The organism is Streptomyces kronopolitis, assembly GCF_014646275.1.
Lineage (GTDB): Bacteria > Actinomycetota > Actinomycetes > Streptomycetales > Streptomycetaceae > Streptomyces > Streptomyces kronopolitis.
Map to the genome: position 1 here is coordinate 1 of NZ_BMND01000038.1, position 16,450 is coordinate 16,450.

General features: G+C 72.4%; 16 protein-coding genes. 9 read left to right on the forward strand and 7 right to left on the reverse strand.

The features are described 5' to 3' along the window. Window positions 1-420 precede the first annotated feature (420 nt). The 4 genes from IEY78_RS28640 to IEY78_RS28655 all read right to left on the reverse strand — a co-directional run bounded on the left by IEY78_RS28640 (window position 421) and on the right by IEY78_RS28655 (window position 5,431). Complete coding sequence (locus IEY78_RS28640; RefSeq protein ID WP_189103152.1) at window positions 421-1,266, reverse strand: EamA family transporter; 846 nt, start codon at window positions 1,264-1,266, stop codon at window positions 421-423. Next, the gene (locus IEY78_RS28645; protein WP_229700226.1) at window positions 1,263-1,778 is read right to left on the reverse strand and encodes a YbaK/EbsC family protein; all 516 of its coding nucleotides are present in this window, start codon (window positions 1,776-1,778) and stop codon (window positions 1,263-1,265) included. Before IEY78_RS28645 ends, IEY78_RS28640 begins: the two co-directional genes overlap by 4 nt. Window positions 1,779-1,866: 88 nt before the next feature. Then, window positions 1,867-3,522, reverse strand: a complete 1,656-nt coding sequence (locus tag IEY78_RS28650; protein WP_189103156.1) for a penicillin-binding transpeptidase domain-containing protein — start codon at window positions 3,520-3,522, stop codon at window positions 1,867-1,869. A 154-nt stretch (window positions 3,523-3,676) separates the two neighbouring features. Next, entirely contained in the window at window positions 3,677-5,431 is a 1,755-nt protein-coding gene (locus tag IEY78_RS28655) for a dolichyl-phosphate-mannose--protein mannosyltransferase (RefSeq protein ID WP_189103158.1), read from the reverse strand. 109 nt (window positions 5,432-5,540) lie between these two features. Between IEY78_RS28655 and rsmI the strand changes: the two genes are divergently transcribed. The 7 genes from rsmI to IEY78_RS28690 all read left to right on the forward strand — a co-directional run bounded on the left by rsmI (window position 5,541) and on the right by IEY78_RS28690 (window position 11,752). Next, window positions 5,541-6,434 carry a 16S rRNA (cytidine(1402)-2'-O)-methyltransferase gene (rsmI, locus tag IEY78_RS28660; protein WP_189103160.1) on the forward strand — a complete coding sequence of 298 codons (894 nt, stop codon included), beginning with the start codon at window positions 5,541-5,543 and terminating at the stop codon, window positions 6,432-6,434. Window positions 6,435-6,699: 265 nt separating this feature from the next. Further along, a complete protein-coding gene (locus tag IEY78_RS28665) occupies window positions 6,700-7,173 on the forward strand; it encodes a hypothetical protein (RefSeq protein ID WP_189103162.1) in 474 nt (157 codons plus the stop codon). Window positions 7,174-7,206: 33 nt separating this feature from the next. Further along, window positions 7,207-8,082: a TatD family hydrolase gene (locus IEY78_RS28670; protein ID WP_189103163.1), complete on the forward strand. Its 876-nt coding sequence runs from the start codon at window positions 7,207-7,209 to the stop codon at window positions 8,080-8,082. A 160-nt stretch (window positions 8,083-8,242) separates the two neighbouring features. Next, window positions 8,243-9,394 (forward strand): resuscitation-promoting factor, encoded by a 1,152-nt coding sequence (locus tag IEY78_RS28675; protein ID WP_189103165.1) that lies wholly within the window; start codon window positions 8,243-8,245, stop codon window positions 9,392-9,394. Between the two features lie 22 nt (window positions 9,395-9,416). Continuing rightward, the gene (rsmA, locus tag IEY78_RS28680) at window positions 9,417-10,367 is read left to right on the forward strand and encodes a 16S rRNA (adenine(1518)-N(6)/adenine(1519)-N(6))-dimethyltransferase RsmA (RefSeq protein ID WP_189103167.1); all 951 of its coding nucleotides are present in this window, start codon (window positions 9,417-9,419) and stop codon (window positions 10,365-10,367) included. Beyond that, on the forward strand, window positions 10,364-11,284 hold the full coding sequence (locus IEY78_RS28685; RefSeq protein ID WP_189103169.1) for a 4-(cytidine 5'-diphospho)-2-C-methyl-D-erythritol kinase: 921 nt from the start codon (window positions 10,364-10,366) through the stop codon (window positions 11,282-11,284). The genes rsmA and IEY78_RS28685 overlap by 4 nt, the downstream gene beginning before the upstream one ends. Before the next feature lie 102 nt (window positions 11,285-11,386). Beyond that, window positions 11,387-11,752 carry a hypothetical protein gene (locus tag IEY78_RS28690; protein WP_189103171.1) on the forward strand — a complete coding sequence of 122 codons (366 nt, stop codon included), beginning with the start codon at window positions 11,387-11,389 and terminating at the stop codon, window positions 11,750-11,752. 60 nt (window positions 11,753-11,812) lie between these two features. On the opposite strand, the gene IEY78_RS28695 is transcribed toward IEY78_RS28690, so the two are convergent. Then, on the reverse strand, window positions 11,813-12,031 hold the full coding sequence (locus IEY78_RS28695) for a DUF397 domain-containing protein (protein ID WP_189103173.1): 219 nt from the start codon (window positions 12,029-12,031) through the stop codon (window positions 11,813-11,815). Next, a complete protein-coding gene (locus IEY78_RS28700; RefSeq protein WP_189103175.1) occupies window positions 12,012-12,869 on the reverse strand; it encodes a helix-turn-helix domain-containing protein in 858 nt (285 codons plus the stop codon). The genes IEY78_RS28695 and IEY78_RS28700 overlap by 20 nt, the downstream gene beginning before the upstream one ends. A gap of 187 nt (window positions 12,870-13,056) precedes the next feature. On the opposite strand from IEY78_RS28700, the gene IEY78_RS28705 reads away from it, so the two are divergent. Then, on the forward strand, window positions 13,057-13,272 hold the full coding sequence (locus IEY78_RS28705; RefSeq protein WP_189103177.1) for a hypothetical protein: 216 nt from the start codon (window positions 13,057-13,059) through the stop codon (window positions 13,270-13,272). 356 nt (window positions 13,273-13,628) lie between these two features. On the opposite strand, the gene IEY78_RS28710 is transcribed toward IEY78_RS28705, so the two are convergent. Beyond that, complete coding sequence (locus tag IEY78_RS28710) at window positions 13,629-14,387, reverse strand: alpha/beta hydrolase (RefSeq protein ID WP_189103179.1); 759 nt, start codon at window positions 14,385-14,387, stop codon at window positions 13,629-13,631. Window positions 14,388-14,555: 168 nt separating this feature from the next. Here IEY78_RS28710 and IEY78_RS28715 point away from each other — a divergent pair, with 168 nt between their 5' ends. Further along, the gene (locus IEY78_RS28715) at window positions 14,556-16,358 is read left to right on the forward strand and encodes an ABC-F family ATP-binding cassette domain-containing protein (RefSeq protein WP_189103231.1); all 1,803 of its coding nucleotides are present in this window, start codon (window positions 14,556-14,558) and stop codon (window positions 16,356-16,358) included. Window positions 16,359-16,450 lie beyond the last annotated feature (92 nt).

The window sequence follows — 16,450 nt, forward strand, 5'->3', positions numbered from 1 at the left end:
TGTGTGGACTGCTTCGCTTTACGTCCACACACCCACCCCTCCGCCCCTGCCCCCTCCCGTAGTTGTGGGGCCCCACCCCGGTGGGAGGAGTGTCAAAGACAAAAACCAGAAGCTCGGCCGGAGTACGCCACGGCCGAGCTTCTGGGTTTTGACCATTTCCCCCACCGGGCGGGGGTGCCGATCCGGTCGGGAGGGGGTGGGCCGGAGGGGGTGGGTGTTCGGACGTAAAGCGAAGCAGTCCGAACACCCACCCCCGGAGGTCCACCACCGGCACCCACCACACACCAGGCGCCCCCGCCCAACCACCCCACCCCGCCGAAGGCGAAAAGCGAACGGCGCCGCAGCCCAACCAACAACCCCCGCCGGAGGCGAAAGGCAAACGGTGCCGCAGCCAAAAACGTGGGAAGGGCCGCCAGGCACCTACGTCAACATGAGGCCGATGCCGATCACCATCAACCCCGCCGCCGCGATCCGTGGCGCGCCGAAGCGTTCCTTGAAGAAGACCGCGCCGATCGCGGCGCCGACGATGATGGAGGACTCGCGCAGGGCGGCGATGGGGGCGAGCGGGGCGCGGGTCTGGGCCCACAGGACCAGGCCGTAGGCGAAGACGGAGAGCACGCCGCCGGCCAGTCCGCGCAGGGCGAAGGGGCGCAGTTCGGTGAGGAGTTGGCGGCGGCGGGTGGCCAGCGCGTAGACGGGGATCACGGCGCCTTCGAGGAACATCAGCCAGCCGATGTAGCCGAGGGGGGTGCCGGAGGCGCGGACGCCCAGGCCGTCGACGGTGGTGTACGAGGCGATGGCCAGGCCGGTGGCGAGCGCGGCGACGAGGGCCGGCCAGTGCGGGCGCTTGCCCGTGCCGCGGATGCCCCACAGGGCGACGCCGACCAGGCCGGCGGAGGCCAGGGCCACACCTGCCAGTGCCCAGCCGTCGGGGACCTCGTGGACGAAGACGGCGGCCAGGACCGTGACGACCAGGGGCGCGGTGCCGCGGGCGATGGGGTACATCTGGCCGAAGTCGCCCAGCCGGAACGACTGCATCAGCAGGACCTGGTAGACGATGTGCAGCACGGCGGAGGCCAGCAGGAAGGGCCAGGCGTCCGGGGCGGGGAGCGGGGTGACGGCGGCCAGGGCCACGCCGCAGAGCGCACCGCCGCCGCCGACCAGGGTGAAGGCCAGGAGCTGGTCGCGGATGCCGTGGGCGATGGCGTTCCAGCTGGCGTGGGTGACGGCGGCGAGCAGGACGGCCGCGACGACGAGCGGGGTCACGAGGTGCGCTCGCGCACGTCCACGACACGGGCCCCGGCGTACTCGACCAGGGCGGCGGGGTCGAGCGGGAAGACGGTGTGCGGGGTGCCGGCGGCGGCCCAGACCGTCTTGTGGGCGAGCAGTCCGCGATCGGCCAGGACCCGGGTGCGGTTGCGGTGGCCGAAGGGCGGTACGCCGCCGATGGCGTAGCCGGTGGTCGCTCGCACGAGGTCGGCGTCGGCCCGGCCGATCGTGGACGCGCCGAGTTCCGCGCGCAGACGTTCCGTGTCGACCCGCCCGGCGCCGTCCATGAGGACCAGCACCGGCTCCTGGTCCGCCGTGAAGATCAGCGACTTGACGATCTGGGACAGCTCGCAGCCGACGGCCGCCGCGGCCTCGGCGGCGGTGCGGGTGGCCTCGGGGAAGGCGCGGACCTCGACGGTCAGGCCCAGCCCGGCGAGGGCCTCGGCGAAGCGGGGGTGGGCGGGTGAGGGGGTGGTCTCCGGGGTGGTGTCGGACGCGGAATCGTTCATGGCCCGCACGCTAGCGAAAGCTGTACGGGCCATGCGACCGTCTTCCGGCCGATGAGATGAGAGGCACGTGGTGCGGTGCCCCGCCGCCTCAGCCGGCGGTGAGGATGGCGCGGACCAGCGGGCCCGCGTTGGAGCCGCCGTGGCCGCTCGCCGGGACGACGGCCGCCGCGGCGAGGTCGTCGCGGTAGGCGGTGAACCAGGCGTTGGGCTTCTTCTGGTTGTCGACCTCGGCCGAGCCGGTCTTGGCGCCGACGTCACCGCTGACCCCGGCCATCGCCTCGGCGGCCGTGCCGGAGGTCGCGGTCAGCTTCATCAGGTACCGCAGCCCGCTGAGGGTGGCCGGCTTCATCGTGCGGGAGGCCTTGGCGAGCGTCCGGTGGTCCAGCGACGGCGCGACGATGTACGGCTGGTGGAAGGAGCCGGCCCGGACCGTCGCGGCGAGCGTGGCCACGTTGAGCGGGTTCATCCGCACCCCGCCCTGGCCGATCAGCGAGGCCGCCATCTGGGCGTCGTGCTGCACCGGCACCGCGCCGTCGAAGGTGGGGATGCCGGTCTGCCAGTTCAGGCCGATGCCGAAGACGTCCCGGGCCTCGTTCGTCAGGTCGCCGTCGCCGAGGTCCTTGGCGTGCGAGATGAAGGCGTTGTTGCAGGACGCGGCGAAGCTCTGCGCGAAGGTGCCGTCCTTGATCTCGGACTTGTTCAGGTTCTGGAACTTCCAGCCGCCGACGGTCACGTACTTGGGGCAGGGGTTCTTCTTGCCGGGCGAGGTCAGGCCCTTGTCCATGAGCAGCGCCGAGGTGACGATCTTCATCGTGGAGCCGGGGGCCAGCGACCCCTGGGTGGCCATGTTGAAGCCCTTCTCCGGGGCGTTGGCGATCGCCAGGATCTCGCCGGTGCTGGGCTTGACCGCGGCCGCGGAGGCGGACTTCTTGCCCTTGACCGCCCGCTCGGCCGCCGACTGCATCGCGGCGTCCAGGGTGGTCCTGAGCGTGCCCGGCGTCCCCTTGGAGAGCACCTTCAGCGTCTTGTCGGGCAGCTGGTCGGCGGGCTTGGCGCTCTTGGCGCGCTGGATGAACAGCTCCACACCGGGCTTGCCGTCGGTCTTGTCGCCGTACTTGTCGCGCAGGCTCGCCAGCACCCCGGCCAGCGCCGGGTGCGCCTCGGGGGTCAGCACGGCGCCGTGGCGGTCCACGGCCTTGATCGGCGGCGCCTCGGCCTCGCCGGTGCGCAGGTGGTCGCCCTTGGACAGGCCCGGGTGCAGCATCGTCGGCCGCCAGGCGATCTGCGGCTTTCCGGTGGCCTTGTCCCGTTGCAGGGTCGCCGAAGTGCGGTACGAGTAGGCCGCCTTGGTGCCCTTGTAGTCGATCTGCGCGGAGACGCCGTAGGGGACCTTGTCGCCGTCCGGGGTGCCGGGGGTGACCGTCATCCTGGAGAACTTCGCCTGCTTGCGGAAGGCCTCCATGGCGCTCTTGCAGGTCGCCGGGCTGTCCGTCAGCCCGGCCGCCTTGGCGGCGTCGCCGGACTGCCAGGCGGACAGGAACTCCCGGGACGTGGTCTGCACTTCCTTGGCCGACAGGGGGCCGGTCGGCACCTTGGGCCCCTTGTCGCCGGACTTGGCATCCGCCGCCCTGACCTCCTGGTGCGACGAGTCGTCCGAGCCGCCGAACAGCGTCAGGCCCCCCACGACACCCGCCACCAGGGCCACCGATCCGCCGATCAGCCCGTACATCACCTCTCGGCGCATGCCACCGATTCCCTCCCGAAGCCTCGCCCTTGAATACGCACACAAGAACGTGCCTCGCACTCTAAGGGACACGGGAGGGCCGTGAGTCTCGATCAGGGCACGGTCCGGTGACGCGCTGTTGTAAGCCTGTGACAGAACTGTCGAACTCGGCGGCTCACACCCAGGTGTCGAACCACATCCGGTGGTGCCAGGCGCTCTTGGGGATCGGCATACCCGTGTAGAGCGGATAGAAGTAGACGAAATTCCACACGATCAGGAGAACGAGGACACCGGCCCCCACCGCACCGAGGGTGCGGCGCCGCTCCGTCGAGCCCGGGGGCCCGATGATCGCGCCGATCATCATCGCCAGCGCCAGGCACAGGAACGGGACGAACACCACCGCGTAGAAGAGGAAGATGGTCCGCTCCTGGTAGAGGAACCACGGCAGATAGCCGGCCGCGACCCCGCAGACGACGGCCCCGGCCCGCCAGTCCCGCTTGAACAGCCAGCGGTAGAGCACGTAGAGCAGCGCGAAGCAGGCCGCCCACCACAGCAGCGGGGTGCCCAGCGCCAGCACCTCGCGGGCGCAGCCCTCGGCCGCCGTGCAGCCGTCCTGGCCGGCCTTGGGGTCCTCGTAGAAGTACGACACCGGGCGGCCCAGGACCAGCCAGCTCCACGGGTTGGACTGGTAGGTGTGCGGGGTGGTCAGTCCGGTGTGGAACGCGTAGACCTCGGTCTGGTAGTGCCAGAGGCTGCGCAGCCAGTCCGGCAGCCAGGTCCAGGCGCCGGTACGGCCCTCCGGGGTGGTCGCCCAGTCGCGGTAGTAGCCGCCCTTGGTGGCGATCCAGCCGGACCAGGACGCGAGATAGGTGGCGAGGGCCAGCACGACCGTGGAGGCGAACGCGGGCAGCGCATCGCGGCGCAGCACCGCCCGGAAGGGGTGCCGGGCACCGGCCGTACGGCGGGCCGCGACATCCCACAGCACCGACATCAGGGCGAACGCGGCGAGGAAGTACAGCCCGTTCCACTTCGTCGCGGTGGCCAGGCCCAGGCACAGCCCCGCGGCGATCCGCCAGGGCCGCCACCCCAGCCGCAGCCGGTCGCCGACCGCCTCGTCCGGGCGGGCGGGGCCGGTCCCGTCCCCGGAGTCCCCGGCGAGCGGCAGCGCCGCCGCCAGCCGGGCCCGGGTGCGGTCCCGGTCCACCAGCAGGCAGCCGAACGCGGCCACCACCCAGAACATCACGATCAGATCGAGCAGGGCGGTGCGGCTCATGACGAAGTGCAGCCCGTCGACCGCCAGCAGCGTCCCGGCCAGGCAGCCCAGCGCCGTCGACCGCAGCAGCCGGCGGCCGATCCGGCAGACCAGCAGCACCGACAGCGTGCCGAGCAGCGCCACCATGAACCGCCAGCCGAACGGGTTCATCCCGAAGGCCCACTCACCCAGCGCGATCAGCCACTTGCCCATCGGCGGGTGCACGACATACGAGTGCTCGGGGGAGAGCAGCAGCTGCGGCGGATGCCCGACCAGCGCGTCATTGGCGTTCTTGGCCCAGGTGCCCTCGTAGCCGTACTGCAGCAGCGACCAGGCGTCCTTGGGGTAGTACGTCTCGTCGAATATCACCTTCCGCGGGCTGCCCAGGTCCCAGAACCGCAGCACCCCCGCGAAGAGCGTCACCAGCAGCGGGCCGGCCCAGCCCGACCAGCGCGCCAGCCGGGCCGCCGCGTCGGGACCGGCGCCGAACACCGCCCACAGGCGGCCGCTCGGTTCGGGGAAGGGGGGCACCAGCCGGGCCCGGACATCGGCCTGCGGGCGGGCGGGGTACCCGAAGCGGCGCAGCCGCCGCTGCCACGCGGGGGGCCGCCCGGACGGTTCCGGGGCGGGCTGCGCGGCGGCGTCGGTCGCGGTGGTGTCACTCGTCACCCGGCCCATCGTAGGGAAGCCGCCTGTGGACCAGGGGGGAGCGCCACCGGGCGGCCGGCGGTTCGGTGCGGGGCGGCGCCCGGTGAGGACGGCGGCGATGCCCTGGGAGGATGGGCGGGTGACTGGAACGCTGGTACTTGCAGGGACGCCCATCGGGGAGATCGCGGACGCGCCGCCGCGGCTCGCCACCGAGCTGGCCGCCGCCGATGTGATCGCCGCCGAGGACACCCGGCGGCTGCGCCGGCTCACCCAGGGGCTGGACGTGCAGCCGTCCGGGCGGGTGGTGTCGTACTTCGAGGGCAACGAGGCGGCCCGGACGCCCGAGCTGGCCGAGGCGCTGGCCGGCGGGGCGCGGGTGCTGCTGGTCACCGACGCGGGCATGCCCTCCGTCTCCGACCCGGGCTACCGGCTGGTCGCCGCCGCCGTCGAGCGCGGCATCACGGTCACGGCCGTCCCGGGCCCCAGCGCGGTGCTGACCGCCCTGGCCGTCTCCGGGCTGCCGGTGGACCGCTTCTGCTTCGAGGGCTTCCTGCCGCGCAAGGGCGGGGAGCGGCGCTCGCGGCTGCGCGAGGTCGAGGGCGAGCGGCGCACGCTGGTCTACTTCGAGGCGCCGCACCGCCTGGACGACACCCTGGCCGCGATGGCCGAGATCTTCGGCACGGACCGGCGGGCGGCCGTGTGCCGGGAGCTGACCAAGACCTACGAGGAGGTCAAGCGCGGGCCCCTGGGCGACCTCGCGGCCTGGGCGGCCGAGGGCGTGCGCGGCGAGATCACGATCGTGGTCGAGGGCGCGCCGGACACCGGGCCGCAGGACCTGGGCGCCGAGGAGCTGGTGCGCCGGGTGCGGGTCCGCGAGGAGGCCGGGGAGCGCCGCAAGGAGGCGATCGCCGCGGTCGCCGCGGACGCGGGGCTGCCCAAGCGCGAGGTCTTCGACGCGGTGGTCGCGGCCAAGACGGCGGCCACGACGGCGGAAAAGACCGCGGGCAAGAGCACGGAGAAGTCCCCGGAGTAGTCCGCGGAGCAGTCGGCAGGGGAGATCGCGAAGACCGCGGAGAACGCCGCCGCGGAATGCGGGGAGAAAACCGACTCATCAGAAGGTAAATGGCTGGCCTCGAAGGTAAAGGGCGGGGCTGCGCGATCGGGTGTTTTTCCTGCCACCGGCCAAATCTGGGCCAATACGATAGAAGCACTACTGCGCTATGGCCGGGAAAGGCGTTCCCTGGGACAGGGACGAACGGTTTCCCGAAGACCTTGTCCAGCGGACAAGAGGAGCGCACATGAGCGAGTTTGCGAACACCACTGGCGTCACGGCCAGCGGAGACCACCTTGCCCCCCGGCCCGAGGCCGCCGCGCACGAGGCGTACTCCTTCGCCTGCATGAGGTGCGGGCACGGCTGGGAGCAGGCGTACGAGATAGTCCACCAGGTCGACGGGAAGGGCGAGCTGCACGTCGTCTACTACGCGGACGGCGAGCGGGTCCCGTCCCCGCTGACCCACCCCTCCTGCCTGAACTGCGGCTCCGATGTGGTCCGCATCATGCGGTCCGGCCAGGTCTCGATGGTCTCCGACGCGATCGCGACCATGCATCAGCGTCAGCCCGACAGCGCGAAGCGCAAGGATCCGGCGCCCGCGGCGAGCACGGGCCGCCCCGACGGGGAGGACGGCCGTAGCGGCAGCACCGCCGAGGGCGACGGCCGCCACCACTGGCACCTCTCCGACCTGCTGCACCCCTTCCAGCACCACCGCAAGTGAGGCCCCCGCCGCGGCCCTCGTAGGATCGCGGCCATGGCTCCGCAGGACAAGAACACCCCGCCGCCGCTGCCCGAACCGCTTCGGGTGGCGGTGGCGGATTCGCACACCCACCTGGACATGCAGGAGGGCTCCGTCGAGGAGGCCCTCGCCAAGGCCGCCTCGGTCGGGGTGACCACCGTCGTCCAGGTGGGCTGCGATCTGGCGGGCTCCCGGTGGGCCGCCGAGACCGCGGCCGCCCACGAGGCCGTGCACGCCACGGTGGCCCTGCACCCCAACGAGGCGCCCCGGATCGTGCTGGGGGACCCGGACGGCTGGTCGCGGCAGGGGGCCAGGGAAGCGGGCGGGGACGCCGCGCTGGACGCCGCGCTCGCCGGAATCGACGAGCTGGCCGCGCTGCCGCAGGTCCGGGGCATCGGCGAGACCGGCCTGGACCACTTCCGCACCGGACCCGAGGGCATCGCCGCCCAGGAGCGCTCCTTCCGCGCCCATATCGAGATCGCCAAGCGGCACGGCAAGGCCCTGGTCATCCACGACCGGGAGGCGCACGACGACGTGCTGCGGATCCTGCGCGAGGAGGGCGCCCCCGAACGGGTCGTCTTTCACTGCTACTCCGGTGACGCCGACATGGCCCGGATCTGCGCCGCGGCCGGGTACTTCATGTCCTTCGCCGGCAACGTCACCTTCAAGAACGCCCAGCCGCTGCGGGACGCCCTCGCCGTCGCCCCGCCCGAGCTGGTGCTCGTCGAGACCGACGCCCCCTTCCTCACCCCGGCGCCCTACCGGGGACGGGCCAACGCCCCCTACCTCGTCCCGGTCACCCTGCGGGCGATGGCCGAGGTCAAGGGGATGACGGAGGACGCCCTGGCCACCGCCGTCGCGGCGAACACGGCACGGGCCTTCGACTACTGAGAGTGGCCGGCGGGCCCCTCGCGGCGGGCCGCTGACCGGCCCGCGGCGGCAACCCGCGTCCCCCCGAAGGCCACTATCCGTACTGATCCGACTTTGGAGAGTTACGGACACTCCGCTACATTCCGGCCGTCAACCGCAGCCGGGGCATGTGGAGCGCGCCGTGAGTCATTCGCAGAGCAGCCACCGGGTCGCGCGCGGGCGCCGCAGACGTCGCGCCGAACCCCCCGATGCGCTGCGCCGGCTGCTGCCCAGAGCGCTGGTCGTCGCCTTCCTCGCCGGCGGCACCACCGCCTTCATCGCGCACGACAAGGCCGTCCGGCTCACCGTCGACGGCACCCCGCGCACCCTGCACACCTTCGCCGACGACGTCGACGACCTGCTGGCCGACGAGCATCTCGACATCGGCGCCCACGACATCGTCGCCCCCGCCCCCGGCACGCCCCTCGGCAGCGGTGACGAGGTCGTCGTCCGCCACGGCCGCCCGGTCGTCCTGACCATCGACGGGCAGCGCCGCACGGTGTGGACCACGGCGGACACCGTCGCCGGTGCGCTCCACCAGCTCGGCGTGCGCGCCGAGGGCGCCGTGCTGTCCGCCGACCGCTCCCGGCGCATCGCGCACGGCATGGAGCTGGCGGTGCGCACCGAACGCTCGGTGGTCATCGTCGCCGACGGCCGTGAGCACCGGGTCCGCACCAACGCCGCGACCGTCCGCGAGGCGCTGGCCGAGGCCGGCCTCGCGCTGCGCGACCAGGACACCACCTCGGTGCCGCCGGACAGCTTCCCCCGCGACGGCCAGACCGTCTCCGTGCTGCGGATCACCGGCTCCAAGGAGGTCCGCGAGGTCCGCCTCCCGTTCCGCACGATCCTGCGGGCCGATCCGCACCTGGCTCGCGGCGTGCAGTCCGTCGTCCAGCAGGGGCGGCCCGGCGTGCGGCGGGTCACCTACCGGGTGCGCACCGTCAACGGCGTCCGGCAGAAGCCCAAACGCCTGCACAGCGAGGTCGTGCACGCCCCCCGCCCGCAGATCGTGCACCTCGGCACGATGGTGCTGCCCACCTCCGTGCGCGGCGCCGACCACCTCGCCTGGCACGCGCTGGCGCAGTGCGAGGCGGGCGGGCGGCCGAACGCCGTCGACGCGTCGGGCACCTACGGCGGGCTCTACCAGTTCGATGCCGGCACCTGGCGGGCCCTCGGCGGCCACGGCCGGCCGCAGGACGCCTCCCCCCGGGAGCAGACCTACCGGGCCAAGAAGCTCTACATCCGAAGGGGGGCGAGCCCGTGGCCGGTGTGCGGCCGTAAGCTTCACGGGTGAACGAGCGCAGCGAGGCTTCGGCATGACCAAGAGCACCACCGACGATCCCGGCCCCCTCCTGGGCGCCGCCGACATCCGCGAGCTGGCCGCCGCGCTGGGCGTCCGCCCCACCAAGCAGCGCGGCCAGAACTTCGTCATCGACGCCAACACGGTCCGCCGGATCGTGCGGACCGCCGAGGTGCGGCCCGACGATGTCGTCGTCGAGATCGGCCCCGGCCTCGGCTCGCTGACCCTGGGGCTGCTGGAGGCCGCCGGCCGGGTCACCGCCGTCGAGATCGACGAGGTGCTGGCGGGCGCGCTGCCGGGCACCGTCGCGGCCCGGATGCCCGAGCGCGCCGACCGCTTCGCGCTGGTGCACAGCGACGCCATGCACGTCACCGAGCTGCCCGGCCCCGCGCCCACGGCCCTGGTCGCCAACCTCCCCTACAACGTCGCGGTGCCGGTGCTGCTGCACATGCTCGCGGCCTTCCCCACCATCGACCGCACCCTGGTCATGGTGCAGTCCGAGGTCGCCGACCGGCTGGCCGCCCGCCCCGGCAACAAGGTCTACGGCGTGCCGTCGGTCAAGGCCAACTGGTATGCCGAGGTCAAGCGGGCCGGCTCGATCGGCCGCAATGTCTTCTGGCCCGCGCCCAACGTCGACTCCGGACTGGTCTCCCTCGTCCGCCGCGAAAAGCCGGTCGAGACCTCGGCGAGCCGCGACGAGGTCTTCGCCGTCGTCGACGCGGCCTTCGCCCAGCGCCGCAAGACGCTGCGGGCCGCGCTGTCGGGCTGGGCCGGATCGGCCGCCGCCGCGGAGGCCGCGCTGGTCGCCGCGGGCGTCTCCCCGCAGGCCCGCGGGGAAGCGCTGACCGTCGAGGAGTTCGCGCGGATCGCCGAACACCGGGGGCCGGGCGGCGCGCCGGGCATCCGCCAATCGCGGGGCGACCAGGCAGCAGGGGGAGCCCAGACATCCGGGGGAGCAGCCGCATGAACCTTGGGACCGATACGACCACCACCTCGATCACCGTCCGGGTGCCGGCGAAGGTCAACGTCCAGCTGGCGGTCGGCGCCGCCCGCCCGGACGGCTTCCACGACCTGGCGAACGTCTTCCTCGCCGTCGGCCTCCACGACGAGGTCACCGCGACCCCCGCCGACACCCTCCGGATCACCGCCGAGGGCCACGACGTCGACCGCATCCCGCTGGACCGCACGAACCTGGCGGCCCGCGCCGCCGAACTCCTCGCGGCCCGGCACGGCATCGAACCCCGCGTCCACCTCCACATCCGCAAGGACATCCCCGTCGCGGGCGGCATGGCCGGCGGCAGCGCGGACGCCGCCGCCGCCCTCCTGGCCTGCGACACCCTCTGGTCGACGGGCTCCACGCGCGAGGAACTCCTCGCCCTGTGCGCCGAGTTGGGCAGCGACGTCCCGTTCAGCCTGGTCGGCGGCGCCGCCCTGGGCCGCGGCCGCGGCGAACTGCTGACCCCGCTCCCCGTCGGCGGCACCTTCCACTGGGTCTTCGCGGTCGCCGACGGCGGCCTGTCCACCCCCGCCGTCTACGGCGAGTTCGACCGCCTGACGGCCGGCACGGCGGTGCCGGAGCCCGAGCCGGCCCCCGACCTGCTGGCCGCCCTGGAGTCCGGCGACGCCACCGCCCTCGCCGCGTCCCTCACCAACGACCTCCAGCCGGCAGCACTCTCCCTGTGCCCACCCCTGACCGCCACCCTGTCCGCCGGCACCACCGCCGGCGCCCTGGCCGCCCTGGTCTCCGGCTCCGGCCCCACCACCGCCTTCCTGGTCAAGGACGCAGAAACGGCCCGGGAAGTGGCCTCGGCCCTCCTGGCGTCGGGAACGTGCCGTCAGACGCGAGTGGCGGAGGGGCCGGTGGCGGGGGCTACGGTTCTTTAGGGGGAGCCGCGCGACGAGTTCGCCCCCTGAGCCGCGCCACCGCGTGGCTGAGTTGGGGGCGGAGGTCGCCGCACTGAGCACGCCGTGAGGAAAGGGGAGGGCATGTCGCAGACCGAGGGTGCACGACTGTTCCGGGAGGCCTGGATCGCGGGAGTGCATCAGCGCTTCCCCGGCGAGCCGAAGGCCGGCTACGTCACCCCGTGGGACGACACCCCGCAGTGGGAACGCGAGGCGGCCGGCGCGGTCTACGCGCAGGTGCGCCAGTTCATCGAGGTCAGTGACGGGCGCACGTCCAGGCTCTCGCGGGAGCAGAAGAGCCGCTTCGTCGCGACCTGCTGGACGGCCCAGATGTTCAAGCACTTCGACGACCCGAAGCCGGGTTACGTCGCGGACTGGCCCGATCTCCCGGTCTGGCAGCAGGAGACCGACGCCGACATCTTCGAGGCCATCGAGAAGGCGCTGAGCTGACCGCTCAGAAGGTCTCCTGGTGGCCGGCCGGCCGACCGGGAGCGTTCGGGCCGGGAGGGCTCAGACGCCTGGCAGCGCGGTGTCCTTGACGGCGGAGACGAACGATGACCAGGCGGCAACCGGGAAGATGAGCGCCGGTCCGTGCGGGTCCTTGGAGTCGCGGATGGGGACGATGCCGGGGAGGTCGTCGGCGACCTCGACGCAGTCCCCGCCGTCGCCATTGCTGTAGCTGCTCTTGCGCCAGGCGGCCGTGCTCAAGTCAACGTGGCTGTTTGCCATTTCGAAAATCCTCAGCCGCTTCCTCGATCATGGCGAGGGACGCCTTCGGCGGCAGCGCGGCGGCCCTTAGCCAATCGTATGCCTTGCGGTACTTCTGCACGAGGGCCGGATCGTCGATCGTGTCACCGCTGTACTGCGATTCCAGGTAGGCCAATGGTGGAGCATCCCGGAAGGTCATGATCTTGACCAAGCCCACCACCATGAGCGGATGCGGTCCGCAGTTCCACGGAAGGATCTGTGGAACGATCCGGCGGCTCCGTGCCAGCGCCGAGATGTGGTTGAGCTGATCGGCCATCTCCTCCGGCGGGAGGATGGGGTGGCGAAGCAGCGACTCGTGCAGGATCGCCCAGTACTCCGGGGTTTTGTGGCCGCCCTCGAACAGGCCGGCGCGGGCCATGGAGGCGTTGACCTTCTCGTCCACCTCCGCGTCGGACGCCATCGGATCCGCCGCTTGGACCACTGCTCGTGTGTACGGCTCGGTCTGCAACAAGCCGGGGATGACGGCCGGGGACCACTCCTCGACGCTTGCCGCGTACTTCTCCGCCTCCAGGACGCGCTCGAAATACTCGGCATGCCCGGTCCGCCTCGCCTTCCGCACGTCCTCGCAGCGCCGTTGGAAGAAGCCGTCCGTCTTGAGCACCTTGTCGACGTGCTCGGCCAGCTCCGCCGGCATCCGCCGTTCGCCGCGCTCGATCTCGCTGAGGTGGCTCGGGCCGTAGAAGCTGCCCTCGACCAGCTGCGAGAGCGTGAGCCCGGCCAGCTCCCGCTGGTAGCGCAGCTCCTTGCCGTAAAAGGTGGGGACTCCCGCCGAGCCGTCAATGTCCTTGCGTCGTGCCACGGTTCACCGCCGTACGTGTAGCTGATTTCCAGTCGTTACGGACGAGCCCCGGTGGTCCCCACATTTCCACCACGCCATACCGCGCATTCCCCGGACCGCGACCGGGAGCCCAAACCCCTTTCACGCTACGCCGCGTCACATCACTCTGTAAGCGATTCGTAGCCATGCGTGAAGAAAGGTGGGGTCCATGCCCCTCGACCGTCCCCTCCCCGACGAGGTGCACGAAAGTGCCGAAGAGCTGCGCACCGCGCTCAAGGACCACGGCATCACACTGCCGTCGCTCGGCGTCGACCTGCCCGGCTTCGCAGGCGTCTACAGCGTCTCGCTCGTCGCCCTCGGTAACTGCAACGCGACCACCGCCCGCCGACTCGCCGAGGTGCTCCGCAAGGCGGCCGCCCGTTGAACGGTGGACCGCGCCTCGTGCGAACCGCCCTCGGAAGGCTGCTGAGTTGGTTACTCCCTGGGCGGGGTGGCCATCGAGCCACCACCAGTGTCGGCGCGCTCGATGTCGCGGCCTGGCTGCCTGGGGCCACGGCGCGGCGGCGCCTCGTACACGTCCGTCGGGTGCCGCCCGGCCTGCTGCCGCTGTGCGGTACGGACAGCGGCAGCGTCCGGCGGCCGTACGCCCCTGCCCCGCAGGCCCGGCAGCGTGCGGTTCAGGACGCCCGGCGCCGGGAGCTGGAGGAGTCCGTACGGAGACTCAACACCTGGTCGTCGGGTGGAGGTGGGCGCCGCTGAGGCACCACGAGGGGCCGGGGGTCAGGCCGTGCTCCCCGCGACCTCGGCCAGCAGTCCGGCCGCCGCCCGGCCCGCCCGTAGCGCGTGTTCCGCAGCCGTCGGCACGCAGCGGTTCGTCGTCGCGTCGTACTCGGTCATGATCACGCCCGCGTGATCGGTGTCCGGCTCCTGGAGGGTCACCGTGGCGCCCGCGGCCCGCAGTGCGTCCGCCAGGTCGTGGGAGTGCCGGGCCGGCAGGACGGTGTCGCCGCTGCCGTGGACGAGGTGGACGGGGACGCCCGGATTCCGGCCCGCGGCGAGGTCGGTCAGGGGCGCGGTGCCGGTGGTCCGTGCCGGCAGGCCGTAGTGGCCCGCCAGGCCCACCACGGCCCGCGGGCGCCGGCCGTCCGTGCTCTCGGGCCGCAGGGCGACCCCCAGCGCGGCCCCGGCCCCCGCCGACCACCCGGCCAGCACGCACGGCCGCCCGTCGCCGCCCAGCCCGCCCGCTTCCTCATGGGCGAAGGCCAGGGACTCCAGCAGGTGTGCCCGGCCCCCGTCGGCGGCGTCCGAGCGCCAGTCCGGGACCAGGGCCAGCAGGCCGTGCCCCGCCGCAGCACGCGCCAGCGGTGCCAGGATGTCCCGCTCGTCGGGGCCGATGCCGTGCCAGAGCAGCACGACGGGCAGCGGCCCGGGGGCGTTCACCGGCCGGTACGCGTCCAGCCGCTTCCCGCTCGACGAGCCGTAGACCAGCCCGTGCTCCGTCTCCACTGCGGTGTCCGCCATGCCCATGTCCGGTGCCATGACGGCACGTTATCCAACGGGCCGCGGCGGCACCCGGGGCGCCCACGGGGCCGGCACCACCACCGGCCGCGCACCGGTGCCCCGGGGAGGGGAACCGGCTCGGCGGCGGGACGCTTCCGCACGGCGACTAGGCTGGGAAGGTCGCCCGATGTGAACCGCAGGAGTGAGATGGCCGTCAACCTCGTCAATCTGGAAGCCGTCGGCAAGGTGTACGGAACCCGTGCCCTGCTCGACGGTGTCTCGCTCGGCGTCAACGAGGGGGACCGGATCGGCGTCGTCGGACGCAACGGGGACGGCAAGACCACCCTGATCCGGATCCTCGCGAAGCTGGAGGACACGGACACCGGCCGGGTCACCCACAACGGCGGGCTGCGCCTCGGCGTCCTGACCCAGCACGATTCGCTCGACCCGGCCGCCACCATCCGGCACGAGGTCATCGGCGACCTCGCCGACCACGAGTGGGCCGGCAACGCCAAGATCCGCGACGTGCTGACCGGCCTCTTCGGCGATCTGCACCTGCCGGGCTTCACCCAGGGCCTGGACACCGTCATCGGCCCGCTGTCCGGCGGTGAGCGCCGCCGTATCGCGCTGGCCAAGCTGCTGATCGCCGAGCAGGACCTGATCGTCCTGGACGAGCCCACCAACCACCTCGACGTCGAGGGCATCTCCTGGCTGGCCGGGCACCTGCGCGCCCGCCGCTCCGCCCTCGTGGTCGTCACCCACGACCGGTGGTTCCTCGACCAGGTCTGCACGCGGATGTGGGACGTCCAGCGCGGCGACGTCCACGAGTACGAGGGCGGCTACAGCGACTACGTCTTCGCCCGGGCCGAGCGCGAGCGGATCGCCGCGACCGAAGAGGTCAAGCGGCAGAACCTGATGCGCAAGGAGCTGGCGTGGCTGCGGCGCGGCGCCCCGGCCCGCACGAGCAAGCCCCGCTTCCGCATCGAGGCCGCCAACGAGCTGATCGCGGATGTCCCGCCGCCGCGCGACAACGCCGAGCTGATGAAGTTCGCCAGCTCACGGCTGGGCAAGACCGTCTTCGAGCTGAAGGACGTCAGCGTCCAGGCCGGGCCGAAGGTCCTCCTCAAGCACCTGACGTGGCAGCTGGGCCCCGGCGACCGGATCGGCCTGGTGGGCGTCAACGGCGCCGGCAAGACCTCGCTGCTCAGGGCGCTCGCCGACGCCGCCCGTACGCAGGGCGAGACGCAGCCGGTGGCCGGCCGGGTCACCGTCGGCAAGACGGTCAAACTGGCCTACCTCTCCCAGGAGGTCGGCGAGCTGGACCCGGCGCTGCGGGTGCTGGAGGCCGTCCAGCGGGTGCGCGAGCGGGTCGACCTGGGCAAGGGCCGGGAGATGACCGCCGGCCAGCTGTGCGAGAAGTTCGGCTTCACGAAGGAGAAGCAGTGGACGCCGGTCGGCGACCTCTCCGGCGGTGAGCGCCGCCGCCTGCAGATCCTGCGCCTCCTCATGGACGAGCCCAACGTCCTCTTCCTCGACGAGCCGACGAACGACCTCGACATCGAGACCCTGACCCAGCTGGAGGACCTCCTCGACGGCTGGCCCGGCTCCCTCATCGTCATCAGCCACGACCGCTACTTCATCGAGCGCACCACCGACCGCGTGCACGCCCTCCTCGGCGACGCCACGCTGCGGATGCTGCCGCGCGGCCTGGACGAGTACCTGGAGCGCCGCCAGCAGGTGATCGACGCCGCGATGCCGGCGCCCACCCAGCAGACCGCCGCCGCCCCCAAGAAGGCCGCCGCCGTCAACCGCGCCGCCCAGAAGGAACTCCAGAAGATCGAGCGCCAGCTGGACAAGCTCGTCGACAAGGAAACCAAGCTCCACGCCCAGATCGCCGAAAACGCCACCGACTTCGAAAAGGTCGCCGGCCTCGACGCCCAGCTGCGCGAACTCAGCACGGAGAAGGATGAGTTGGAGATGCGGTGGCTGGAGCTGGCTGAGGGGGCGTAGGGGCGGGGTTGCGCTGGCCCAGGGCGATAGCGGGCGAGGGTGCGCGCCGTCGGGGCCGATCAAGGGACCGCCCCGGATCGTCCGTTTGCGTC